Below are 12,378 nucleotides of genomic sequence, written 5' to 3'. Positions count from 1 at the left end.
TTTATGCCACAATACGCCAACGCCGATCTTTGTACCAGAGCTCACAAAACCAGGTTTACCGCCATGAACAACCGCGAGAATGTGTGATGACTCAGTACCCTGAGTGTCTACTGAATCGGGAGGCGCAGTACGCTGCGTTTTCCACCGGACCTTTGCTGGACTTCTGGCGGCGGCGGGATGAGGGCGAGTTCATCGGCGTCGACCGCGTCCCCATTCGCTTTGCCCGTTTTACCTCTCCGCGCCATCATCAGGTGGTGATGCTGCTCACTGGCCGCACCGACAGCTACGTCAAATACTCCGAGGTCGCCTACGACCTGTTCCATAATGGTTATGATGTGCTGATGATGGATCATCGTGGGCAAGGGCGTTCAGGTCGTTTGCTGAAAGATACGCATCGCGGTCACGTCGAGAATTTCAGCGACTATGTGGACGACGTGGCGCAGTTCTGGCAACTGCAACTGGCGAAAAGCGGGTATCGACGACGCTTTGCGCTGGCGCACTCGATGGGGGGCGTGATTCTGGCCGATTTTATGGCCCGCAGGCCCGAGGCTTTCGATGCCGCCGCGCTGTGCGCCCCTATGTGCGACATCCATTTGCCGATGCCGGAATGGCTGGCCTGGCGCATTCTGGATCGCACCGAGCGTCATCCGAAGCTGCGCGACTACTACGCGATTGGCGCCAGCCAGTGGCAGCCATTGCCGTATGTCCTCAATGTGCTGACCCACAGTCGCGCCCGACATCTACGCAGTGTGCGGACCTATGCCGACGACCCGTCGCTGCGGATTGGCGGACCCACCTATCACTGGGTGCGGGAAGCGCTGTTGGCGGGCAGGGATTTAATGTCGAGAGTAGCGAAAATTACAGCGCCGCTGCTTGTGCTGCAGGCGGAGGACGACCGCGTGGTGGATAATCGCGGGCAGGATGCATTCTGCAGGGCGATGGCCGCGGCGGGTCATCCGGTGGCTGGAGGGAAACCGCGCATCATACGCGGTGCCCGGCATGACATGCTGTTTGAAGAAGATGCGGTGCGCGCCGACGTTTTTCGCCGGATTCTGCACCATTTTGCGCAATATCATTAAATTCTGCGGCCCGGCCGCGTTTAACCTGCGGAGGTTAGATTCCAACGTATGTACCCCATTGTCGCTTCCGATTTGGATGGCACGCTGCTGTCCCCCGCTCATACGCTTACCCCTTATGCCAGAGAAACGTTGCAACTGCTGACGGAGCAGGGCATTCATTTTGTCTTCGCCACCGGGCGGCACCATAAGGACGTCGCACAGATCCGCGACAAACTGGGGATCAGCGCATACATGATCACCTCCAACGGCGCCCGAGTGCACAACACCGACGGAGAACTGCTGGTTAGCCATAATCTGGACCGCGATATCGCGCGTGATTTGTTCGGGATCATGTACGACCGTGAGGATATCCTCACGCATATCTATCGCGGCGATGACTGGTTCATGAGCCGCTCCCGACCGGAAGAAGAGCAGTTCTTCCAGGAATCCGTCTTCAAGTACCAGCTATTCGACCCGACGTCGCTGGACACCGACGATGTCGGGAAAGTCTTTTTCACCTGCGATGAACATGAACGTCTGCTGCCGCTGGAAGAGGCGCTCAACGCCCGCTGGGGCGACCGCGTCAACGTAAGCTTCTCCTCGGTGAACTGCCTGGAAGTTATGGCGGGCGGCGTATCGAAAGGACATGCGCTGGAGCAGGTCGCGAAACGGATGGGGCATGGCGTGAAGGATTGCATCGCCTTCGGCGACGGCATGAACGACCTGGAAATGCTCTCGATGGCGGGAAAAGGCTGCATCATGGCGGCCGCACACCAGCGCCTGAAGGACCGTTTGACCGAGCTGGAAGTGATCGGCACCAATGCGGATGATGCGGTGCCGAACTACCTGCGTGAACAGTATGCCGCGCTGATCACTCGCTGACGGCGTTGGGGACGCCCGGACGTGTCACAATGTGAATCATGTCAGCAAAGTGACAAGGTCAAAAAAACGCTTTACAGGTGCGAATGATAATGATTATTATTGCCATGCGTTCCGGGAAAACCCTTCTGTCTCGATCTTGATGATTCAGCGAGGTTTTGCTGTGAAAGCACGACATTGCTCACATTGCTTCCAGTATTTATTTAGCCAGCTCGGGTGCTGGCTTTTTTTTGTCCGCATGATTTACGGAAATCAGTTTCCATAAATTCCGCTATTTTTTTGAACTGCACGTTGAGTTTTTTACGCTATCTTCCCGGCGCGCCGTCGCTAGACTGTTCAAAACGAAGGAGGAAGCAACGATGATCTATTTACGTCAGGCGCAGCAGCGCGGACATGCCAACCACGGCTGGCTCGACAGCTGGCACACGTTTTCATTTGCCGATTACCACGACCCCGACTTCATGGGATTTTCCGCCCTGCGGGTGATCAATGAAGATCGTATTGAAGGCGGGCAGGGCTTCGGTATGCACCCACACCGGGATATGGAAATTCTGACCTATGTGTTGTCGGGCACGATTGAACATCAGGACAGCATGGGGAATCACGAACGGATCCCGGCCGGAGAGTTCCAGATCATGAGCGCGGGCACCGGTGTTCGCCATTCGGAATACAATGCCAGCCCGGATGAATTGCTGCATCTGTATCAGATCTGGATCATCCCGGATCGTAAAGGGCTGATGCCACGCTATGAGCAGCGCCGCTTCGACGATAAGCAGGGTAAACAGCGGGTGTTGTCGCCGGAAGGTCGCGACGGTTCTCTCAAAGTTTTTCAGGACATGTCGCTTTGGCGCTGGGCATTGAACGCGCAGGAGCAGGCGGTTCATGACATCGAGCCAGGTCGTCGCGTCTGGATCCAGGTCGTGCGCGGAACGGTCACGGTGAACGGACAGACGGCGAGCGCCAGCGACGCGTTGGCGCTGTGGGACGAAAGCGCCCTCTCGATGACTGCGGATGAAGATAGTGAGATCCTGCTGTTTGATTTACCGCCGGTGTAAAAGGGCTGTGAAGCGCACCACGGCGTGATGCGCCGAACGTCTTACCACGCACCGCGCCAAGCCGGGGGCTCGGCACTTTCCAACGTGTCGGGCCTTTTTAGCGCGCAATCCTGTTCTGAGCGATATTGCGAAGCCGCTCCTGGACGTCATGAAAGTCGCCGTAATCCGGCATCGAATCGATACTCGCCACCGGGTTTTTTGCTAGACTCCGACTACTTTTCCCGAGTTGGGTAGCCACGGATGATCAAGAAGAAAAGACCGGCTCTTCAGGATGTCGCCGATCGCGTCGGCGTCACAAAAATGACGGTTAGCCGCTATCTGCGCAATCCTTCCCAGGTGTCTGCCGCGTTACAAAAGAAAATCGCCGCCGTGGTGGATGAGCTGGGATACATTCCCAACCGCACGCCCCATATTCTGGCCAACGCCACCAGCCGAGCCATCGGCGTCCTGCTGCCTTCGCTCACGAATCAGGTCTTTGCCGAAGTGCTGCGCGGCATTGAGCGGGTGACGGAGGCTCAGGGTTATCAAACCATGCTGGCGCACTATGGCTATCATCCTGAAAAGGAAGAACAGCGCTTGATGTCGCTGCTGTCTTACAACATCGACGGCTTGATACTGGCGGAACGCACCCACACGGCCCGCACCCGGCAGATGATTCACGTTTCCGGGATTCCGGTCGTCGAACTGATGGATTCCGTCTCCCCCTGTCTGGATATGGCGGTGGGTTTTGACAACGTCGAAGCTTCACGACAGATGACGCGGCACATCATTGGGCGGGGACGTCGACACGTGGTGTATCTGGGCGCACGGCTGGATGAACGTACCCTGATGAAACGGCAGGGCTATGAGCTGGCGATGCAGGAAGCCGGTTTGAACGCGCACAGCGTGATGAGCGAAAGCGCCTCGTCATATACGCTGGGCGGCGAACTGCTGCGGCGGGCGCAGAGGGAATGCCCTGACATCGACAGCGTATTCTGCACCAACGACGATCTGGCGATCGGCGCGATTTTCGAGTGCCAGCGGCAGGGGCTGAGCATTCCCGGACAGATGAGCATTGTCGGTTTCCACGGCCACAACATCGGTCAGGCGATGGTTCCCCGTTTGACGAGCGTCCTGACTCCGCGTGAGCGCATCGGCGAAGTGGGGGCCGAAATGCTGCTGGCGCGTCTGAACGGCGAGCCTGTTCCGTCGCCCCTGCATGATGAAGGTTTCGAGCTGCTGCCCGGCGACAGTTTATAGGCTCATGCACTTGCGGCGGCGCCTGAATCTTCGGGACGCCAGCCCGCGGTGGATCCCTCGCTATCACACATAAACCTCTCCATACCGGCTGGCTTTGACGGCGGCGACGTTTGGTCGCCGAGCGCCTCGGCGGCTAAAAATCCGTCATCGCCCAAAGCCGCCTTCCCACCTGGCAATATTTGATCTTTATCCCAAACTGTAAATTAAGTGCTGCAGGTTAGTTCCAGTTCTTAACATGTTACCGGTATCATGATACCGGTAACATTACGGGTATCACCCGTTCCCCCTGATGGTGCTTCACCCATCGCTTCTGATGTTGTATCGCTGCTGCCGTACCAGGCCCTTGATGGGCCGTAGCAGAATCACCTTCGCCTTCGTTCTCCGGTGGTTTCCGGGAGCGATGAGGCTCTGCCGGAGAAAGGTTATGCCATTAGTCATCGTTGCTGTAGGTGTCGCCATACTGCTGTTGTTAATGATTCGATGTAAGTTGAATGGATTTATCGCACTGGTGCTGGTGGCGCTGGCCGTCGGGATCTTGCAGGGCATGCCGGTCGATAAAGTCATCGCCTCCATCAAAACCGGGGTGGGCGGAACGCTCGGCAGTCTGGCGCTGGTGATGGGCTTCGGCGCGATGCTGGGGAAAATGCTGGCGGACTGCGGCGGGGCGCAGCGGATCGCCACCACGCTGATCGACTGGTTTGGCCATAAAAACATTCAATGGGCCATCATGCTGACCGGTTTCACCGTGGGCTTCGCCTTGTTCTATGAAGTCGGTTTTGTCCTGCTGCTGCCGCTGATATTCAGCATTGTCGCCTCCGCGCGTATTCCTCTGCTTTATGCTGGCGTGCCGATGGCTGCGGCGCTGTCCGTCACCCACGGTTTTTTACCGCCGCATCCGGCGCCAACGGCCATCGCCGCCATCTTTCATGCCGATATGGGCAAAACGCTGCTTTACGGCACGCTATTGGGGATCCCCACCGCCATACTGGCCGGCCCGGTTTTTGCCCGTTTCCTGAAAAAAATCGATAAGCCAGTGCCTGAAGGTCTGTACAACCCGAAACAATTTTCTGAAGAAGAAATGCCCAGCTTCGGCGTGAGCGTCGGCACGGCGCTGGTGCCGGTGATTCTGATGGCGGTGAGAGCCATTGCTGAAATGGTCTTGCCGCACGGACATGCGCTGCTGCCTTATGCGGAGTTCTTCGGCGACCCGGTGATGGCGACGATGATTTCGGTGCTGATCGCGATTTTTACCTTCGGTCTTAACCGTGGACGCACGATGGATGAAGTGATGGCGACCGTCTCCGACTCCATCAAAATCATCGCCATGATGCTGTTAATTCTGGGCGGCGGCGGTGCTTTCAAGCAGGTACTGGTCGACAGCGGGGTGGATAAATACATCGCCCACATGATGGAGGGCAGCAGCCTGTCGCCGCTGTTCCTGGCCTGGTTGATTGCCGCGACGCTGCGCATCGCGCTCGGTTCGGCGACGGTGGCCGCCATGACGCTGGCGGTATCGCCGCGCCGCTGATCGCCACGACCGGCGTCAGCCCAGAACTGATGGTGATTGCCGTGGGGTCCGGCAGCGTGATTTTCTCTCACGTCAACGATCCCGGCTTTTGGCTGTTCAAAGAGTATTTCAATCTGACCATCGGCGAGACGCTGAAATCCTGGTCGGCGCTGGAAACCATCATCGCAGTCTGCGGGTTGATCGGCTGTCTGCTGATGAGCCTGGTGGTTTAACGTAGCGTCTCTGCCGGGCTGGTCCCGGCAGAATATCGGATTACAGCTGCAGGTAAGCGCGGATACCGTCGAGGAACATCTGCGTCGACAGCATCACCAGCACCAGCCCCATCAGTTTCTCCAATGCGCTGACGCCTCGGTCTCCCAGCAGTCTCAGGAACAGGTTGGACATCAGCAGGATGACGAAAGAGATGCCCCAGGCGCTAAACAGGGCCAGCGTCAGGTGAGCCAGCTTTTGCGGATACTGGTGGGAAAGCAGCATCAGCGCGGCCAATATCGACGGACCGGCAACTAAAGGGATTGCCAGCGGCACCAGAAAGGGTTCATCGCTTTCCGGCAGGCCCTTGGACTCATTTTTCGGCGAAGGGAATATCATGCGAATGGCAATCAGGAACAGGATAATCCCGCCGGAGATCGACACGGTCTCAGTACGCAGGTTCAGCACCGCCAGAATTTTCTCTCCCGCGAACAGAAAAATCAGCATCACGCCTAGCGCAATCACCATTTCCCGGATCAACACGACGCGACGACGTTTGGCGGGCAGGGGTTTCAGTACCGACATGAAAATCGGCATGTTTCCCAGCGGATCCATGATGAGCAGTAGTAGAACGGTGGCTGAGATCATTTCGGTCATGTGGCGGTTGACTCCTGTCGTCATGAGGCGCGAATTGACGCGCGGTTATTAGCTGTGCTGCTGAAAAAGCCGACGAGATTGAATAAATTAACTTGCGACTTTACGTACATTTTGTAAGGTTGAAGGCCATCACTTTAAATAATGTTACTGCCAGAAACGGCAGCCAGACTTCTTTTTGTCACCCCCAAGCAGGACAGCAAACATGAAAAATGTTGGTTTTATTGGCTGGCGCGGAATGGTCGGTTCGGTACTTATGCAACGCATGGTAGAAGAACGCGATTTCGATGCTATCCGCCCGATTTTCTTTTCCACTTCCCAGCACGGTCAGCCGGCTCCAACGTTCGGCGGGCAGCAGGGCGTATTGCAGGATGCCTACGACCTGGAGGCGCTGCGGGCGCTGGATATTATCATCACCTGTCAGGGCGGCGATTATACCAACGAAGTCTATGCGAAGCTGCGTGAAAGTGGCTGGCAGGGGTACTGGATTGATGCCGCGTCCACGCTGCGCATGAGCGATGACGCCATTATTATTCTGGACCCGGTCAACCATGCGGTGATTCAGCAGGGTCTGAATGACGGCATCAAAACGTTTGTCGGCGGTAACTGTACGGTCAGCCTGATGCTGATGTCTCTGGGCGGCCTGTTTGCAAACGATCTGGTGGATTGGGTGTCCGTATCGACTTATCAGGCGGCGTCCGGCGGCGGAGCTCGTCACATGCGCGAACTGCTGGTGCAGATGGGCATGCTGAATGCCGAAGTGGCGAAAGAGCTGCAAAGCCCGGCTTCCGCGATTCTGGATATTGAGCGCAAAGTGACGGCGCTGACGCGTAGCGGTACGCTGCCGACCGACAATTTCGGCGTCCCGTTGGCGGGCAGCCTGATCCCGTGGATCGACAAACAGCTGGATAACGGCCAGAGCCGTGAAGAGTGGAAAGGTCAGGCGGAAACCAACAAGATTCTGGCGACCCGCGATGCGATTCCCGTTGACGGTCTGTGCGTTCGCGTCGGCGCGCTGCGCTGCCACAGCCAGGCCTTTACCATCAAACTGAAGAAAGACGTGGCGGTGCCGGAAATCGAACAGCTGCTGGCCAGCCACAACGACTGGGTGAAAGTGGTGCCGAACGACCGCGAGCTGAGCATGCGTGAACTGACGCCTGCCGCCGTGACCGGTACGCTGTCCACGCCGGTCGGTCGTCTGCGTAAGCTGAATATGGGACCGGAATACCTGTCAGCCTTCACCGTTGGCGATCAGCTGCTGTGGGGCGCGGCGGAACCGCTGCGTCGTATGCTGCGCATCCTGCTTTAAAGCGTTATCGCCCCACCGCGCAGGCTGCGTGGCGGGGTGTTCTTCCTTCCTGCTTTTTCCTGCTTCCCTATGGTTTTCTAGACCGGGCCCGCGTTTTCGCGGGGGCTCTTAGCGGGCTATGCCGATGCGCTAGTGGCTCAGCGGCCCGGCGGTCACGGCATGTCGCGACGGGAGCGCGTCCTCCGCATGCTGCTGCGAGCGCTGGCGCCGGTAATGATCCAGCCAGGCGCTGACGCGCTGCTGCTGATTTTCGTCCAGCCACATGCCGAGCTTGGTTCTGCGCCACAGCGCATCTTCCACCGAGACGACCCACTCATGTTCGACCAGATAGCGTAATTCGGCTTCGTAGAGCATATGACCGAAGTGTTCGCCCAGTTCGCCGACGCTGCGTGCATCGCCCAAGAGCTGTTCGCTTTGGCTGCCGTAAGTGCGGCTATACCGTCTGGCAAGGGACTCCGGCAGGTTATAACGCTGACGCAGGCGGGAAGCGTACTCATCGCGGGAGCCTGAATGTCGCCGCCCGGCAACGTCGCCTGCTGCGTCCAGGCTTTACCAGCCTGCGGATAGTATCTCGCCAGTTTGTCCAGCGCGTGTTCCGCCAGTTTTCGGTATGTGGTGAGCTTGCCGCCGAAGACGGAGAGCAGCGGGGCGCGCCCGTGATCGTCGTCGATCGCCAGCGTGTAATCGCGGGTGATGGCCTGCGGAGAATCGGACTCGTCGTCGCATAGCGGTCGCACGCCGGAGTAGCTCCAGACGATGTCCTCGCGGGTCAGCGGTTTCTTGAAGTAGCGGTTGTAGATGTCCAGCAGATACTCGACTTCGTCGTCATTAATACTGACATGACGCGGATCGCCGTGGTACTCCATATCCGTGGTGCCGATGATGGAGAATTCATCCATCCAGGGAATGACGAAGACGATACGGTGATCCTGATTTTGCAGAATGTAGGCCTGCGGCTCGTCATGGACTTTCGGCACCACGATATGACTGCCTTTAATCAGCCGGATACCGTAAGGCGAGGGCAGAGACAGCCCTTCGTCGAAGAAACTTCGGACCCACGGTCCCGCCGCGTTCACCAGCCCTTTCGCTCTCCAGCTGTGCGTTTCGCCGGTCAGCGCATCTTCCGCTTCGACCTGCCACAAACCGTCCACGCGATGCGCGCGCGTGACGTTGGTGCGGGTGCGTACGATGCCGCCGTGGCGCTCCACTTCCTGCGCATTCAGCACCACCAGCCGGGCGTCGTCGACCCAGCAGTCGGAATATTCGAAACCGCGCGTCATCTCTGGTTTCAGGGCCGACTCGGGGCCAAAACGCAGGCCGCGACTGGCCGGGAGGCTGACGCGTTTACCGAGATGGTCATACATAAACAGCCCCGCGCGGATCATCCATGCCGGACGCAAGTGAGGTTCATGGGGCAGGCGAAAGCGCATGGGCGATATAATATGCGGCGCCATTTTCAGCAGGACTTCGCGTTCGGATAGCGCCTCGCCAACCAATCGGAATTCGTAATGTTCCAGATAGCGCAGGCCGCCATGAATCAGCTTGGAGCTGGCGGAAGAGGTGGCGCAAGCCAAATCCTGCGCTTCTAACAGCAGCACTGATAGGCCTCGGCCCGCCGCATCTGCGGCAATGCCCGCGCCGTTAATTCCCCCGCCGATCACGATCAGGTCTTTGGTTTCCACGTTCCCCTCCGCCGTATCCCGCATAAAATGTTCGTTTTCGCTCACGATAATAATCGCAAACAAACATCCATGCCAAGGTTTAACCAAATAAAAACATTTATACGTGACTCAGTTAACATTAATGGGTTCATAGTGAGAGAAATACAGGCTCGCTCCTGGCTTTTGTGGGGCCGAGCGAAGGGAGTGAGATACAATAGACACAATTTGATAACAAAGGGGGGCGCAGAATGATGGAGCAGTTTGAGGCGATTGATGTAGAGCAGGCTTATCAACACAGGCAGTCAGGGGCCGTCATGGTCGATATTCGCGACCCGCAAAGTTTCGCTGCCGCGCACGTGCCGGGAGCGGTCCATTTGACCAACGACACGCTGAATGGCTTTGTTGAAGGCGCGGATTTCGAACAGCCGGTGATGGTGTTGTGCTATCACGGCATCAGTAGTCGCAACGCCGCCCAGTACCTGCTCAGCCTCGGATTTTCCTCGGTGTACAGCGTGGACGGTGGTTTTGAGGCCTGGCAACGACGCTTCCCAGAGGACACGTCGGCGGGCTGACAGGGATTCATTGGGGATGGCGCTGATTTTCCCGTGCCAAATGTTTTAGAATCAAACTCATTGAAAGATATAGCGAGAAGCGTAACCACCATGATCCGGATTATCGCCTTACCCAACCCGCGCCAGGCTCAGGCGTTCGTGGATTACATGCGCACACAGCAGATTCGGCTGGCGATACGCGTCAACGAGGGCGAGTATGAGCTATGGTTGCAGGATGATAGCGAACTGGCGCGGGTAGACAAGGAGCTGGAACGTTTCATCGATGAACCCTGGCACGCGCGTTATCAGGCGGCCAGCTGGCAAAGCGGCACGACCCGCACGGGATTGCGCTACCCCTCTTTCTCCTTTGCCAATGAACTACGTCAGCGCGCGGGGCCGCTGACGCTGGCGGTTCTGGTGGTCACCATCGCGGTCTATGTGCTGATGCAGTTCTACGGCGTCGAACATATGATGGTGCTGCTGTCCTACCCGGATAGCGGCCAGGAGATGCAACTGTGGCGCTGGTTCAGCCATATTCTGATGCACTTTTCGCTGCTGCACATTTTGTTCAACCTGATGTGGTGGTGGTATCTCGGCGGGCCGGTAGAAAAAACGCTGGGGACTCGCAAGCTGTTCGTGATTCTGCTGCTGTCTGCGGCGCTGAGCGGCTGGGTGCAGTCGTGGTTCAGCGGCGTCTATTTTGGCGGTCTTTCCGGCGTGGTCTACGCCTGATGGGCTATGTCTGGCTGCGAGGAGAGCGTCAGCCTGACGGACCGCTGCATCTACCGCGGGGACTGATGGTGTTCTCTGTCCTGTGGCTGGTCGCGGGCTATTTCGATATGTTCGGCATGTCCATCGCCAATGGCGCACATGTTGCCGGGTTGGTGGTGGGACTGCTGATGGCATGGTGGGATACCGTGCGTCGCGCGCCGACAGGGAGAGGATAGTCATGAAGCAAACACAGCGGCATGAGGCCATTATCGAGCTGGTGCGCCAGCAGGGCTACGTTAGTACCGAAGCGCTGGTGGCGCATTTTGCCGTCAGCCCGCAGACCATACGTCGCGATCTCAACGACCTGGCCGAGCGGAATCAAATTCATCGTCACCACGGCGGCGCCGCGCTGCCTTCCAGTTCCGTCAACGCCGAATATCACGACCGCAAAATGATGTGGTCGGATGAAAAAGCCCGTATCGCTCGTCAGGTGGCGAGCCAAATCCCGGACGGCGCCACGCTGTTTATCGATATCGGCACTACGCCGGAAGCGGTCGCGCATGCATTGATGAATCACAAGGGACTCCGCGTGGTCACCAATAATCTCAACGTGGCGACGCTGTTAAAAGACAAAGAAGATTTCCGCCTGATCCTGGCCGGTGGCGAGGTGCGTAGCCGCGACGGCGGCATCATCGGCGAAGCGACGCTGGACTTCATTTCCCAATTCCGCCTCGACTACGGCATTCTCGGGATTAGCGGCATCGATATGGATGGCTCCCTGCTGGAATTCGACTACCACGAGGTGCGCACCAAACGCGCGATTATCGACAATTCTCGCTGTGTCATGCTGGTCACCGACCACTCCAAATTTGGCCGTAACGCGATGGTGAATCTCGGCAATATGGATTTAATCGATTATTTGTTTACCGATCGGCTGCCGCCTGCTGGCGTGCTGAAAATTATCGAACAATCCAAGGTGCAGCTATCGTTGTGCTGACGCGAAAGCGTTGGTTGCTCCTCTATTTTCATGCCGCCATGCGCGGAGATTGGAATGTTAACGCTTACCGTCGGCGGTGATATAACACGTTGATCTTGCTACATCTATCGGCGGTAATTGCACGATGATTATCGGCTAGATATAGTTCCGCTATACCCTGCTTGGATGCAGCGTTCGATTAGGCTGCCATCTACCGCCGGTAACGTGATGCAGGAAACGTCTACATCAGCCACTCTCACCGGCGACCATCCGGATATTGGCTCGACAGACTCCGTCGTGTCCCTCGCGTTATCGCGCATTCTGCGGCGATCCGAAGGCATTGTGAAACGACGGTATCGCCCACTGAATCGCTCTCAGCCGCAGACTGAAGGAGTATGATCGCTGCGCGCCTGATGAGGGCGGAGCGAATAGCTTGACCCCGGAAATCGCTGGCTGACCGGGCATTCTCCCGGAGAGCTATCGACAATCCCGCTCTTTTTTACAGTCATACACAGCCGAGTGGACTCGCTGTACCGTAACCGGATGCGCGACTGTTCTGCCGCCAGGT

The 12,378-nt window shown here is 57.5% G+C and carries 8 protein-coding genes and 3 pseudogenes; 9 read left to right on the top strand and 2 right to left on the bottom strand.

Going from position 1 to position 12,378, the window contains the following annotated elements; genetic code table 11:
- The first annotated feature begins 86 nt into the window (after positions 1 to 86).
- From pldB to gntT, 5 genes and pseudogenes are all read left to right on the top strand, one after another.
- Entirely contained in the window at positions 87 to 1,079 is a 993-nt protein-coding gene (pldB, locus tag AU509_RS14065) for a lysophospholipase L2 (protein ID WP_085652843.1), read from the top strand.
- A gap of 48 nt (positions 1,080 to 1,127) precedes the next feature.
- Positions 1,128 to 1,940 (top strand): sugar/pyridoxal phosphate phosphatase YigL, encoded by an 813-nt coding sequence (gene yigL / locus AU509_RS14060; RefSeq protein ID WP_094118635.1) that lies wholly within the window; start codon positions 1,128 to 1,130, stop codon positions 1,938 to 1,940.
- A 356-nt stretch (positions 1,941 to 2,296) separates the two neighbouring features.
- Positions 2,297 to 2,992 carry a pirin family protein gene (locus tag AU509_RS14055; protein ID WP_085652845.1) on the top strand — a complete coding sequence of 232 codons (696 nt, stop codon included), beginning with the start codon at positions 2,297 to 2,299 and terminating at the stop codon, positions 2,990 to 2,992.
- Positions 2,993 to 3,235: 243 nt separating this feature from the next.
- A complete protein-coding gene (gntR, locus tag AU509_RS14050; RefSeq protein WP_085652865.1) occupies positions 3,236 to 4,231 on the top strand; it encodes a gluconate operon transcriptional repressor GntR in 996 nt (331 codons plus the stop codon).
- Between the two features lie 424 nt (positions 4,232 to 4,655).
- Positions 4,656 to 5,971: pseudogene (gntT, locus tag AU509_RS14045) on the top strand (gluconate transporter).
- 40 nt (positions 5,972 to 6,011) lie between these two features.
- Here the strand turns inward: gntT and AU509_RS14040 are convergent.
- On the bottom strand, positions 6,012 to 6,605 hold the full coding sequence (locus AU509_RS14040) for a YhgN family NAAT transporter (RefSeq protein WP_085652847.1): 594 nt from the start codon (positions 6,603 to 6,605) through the stop codon (positions 6,012 to 6,014).
- Between the two features lie 202 nt (positions 6,606 to 6,807).
- On the opposite strand from AU509_RS14040, the gene asd reads away from it, so the two are divergent.
- The gene (gene asd, locus AU509_RS14035; RefSeq protein ID WP_085652848.1) at positions 6,808 to 7,911 is read left to right on the top strand and encodes an aspartate-semialdehyde dehydrogenase; all 1,104 of its coding nucleotides are present in this window, start codon (positions 6,808 to 6,810) and stop codon (positions 7,909 to 7,911) included.
- A gap of 129 nt (positions 7,912 to 8,040) precedes the next feature.
- Here the strand turns inward: asd and glpD are convergent.
- Positions 8,041 to 9,593 (bottom strand): annotated as a pseudogene (glpD, locus tag AU509_RS14030) (glycerol-3-phosphate dehydrogenase).
- 230 nt (positions 9,594 to 9,823) lie between these two features.
- Between glpD and glpE the strand changes: the two are divergent.
- The 3 genes and pseudogenes from glpE to AU509_RS14015 all read left to right on the top strand — a co-directional run bounded on the left by glpE (position 9,824) and on the right by AU509_RS14015 (position 11,831).
- Complete coding sequence (glpE, locus tag AU509_RS14025; protein WP_085652867.1) at positions 9,824 to 10,144, top strand: thiosulfate sulfurtransferase GlpE; 321 nt, start codon at positions 9,824 to 9,826, stop codon at positions 10,142 to 10,144.
- Positions 10,145 to 10,234: 90 nt separating this feature from the next.
- A pseudogene (gene glpG, locus AU509_RS14020) lies at positions 10,235 to 11,070 on the top strand (rhomboid family intramembrane serine protease GlpG).
- Between the two features lie 2 nt (positions 11,071 to 11,072).
- Complete coding sequence (locus tag AU509_RS14015; protein WP_085652850.1) at positions 11,073 to 11,831, top strand: DeoR/GlpR family transcriptional regulator; 759 nt, start codon at positions 11,073 to 11,075, stop codon at positions 11,829 to 11,831.
- Positions 11,832 to 12,378 lie beyond the last annotated feature (547 nt).

Origin of the sequence: Lonsdalea britannica (assembly GCF_002111595.1) — a bacterium.
GTDB classification, from domain to species: Bacteria; Pseudomonadota; Gammaproteobacteria; order Enterobacterales; family Enterobacteriaceae; genus Lonsdalea; species Lonsdalea britannica.
Note: the sequence above shows the minus strand (reverse complement) of the source record. Positions and strands in the feature narration are given on the sequence as shown.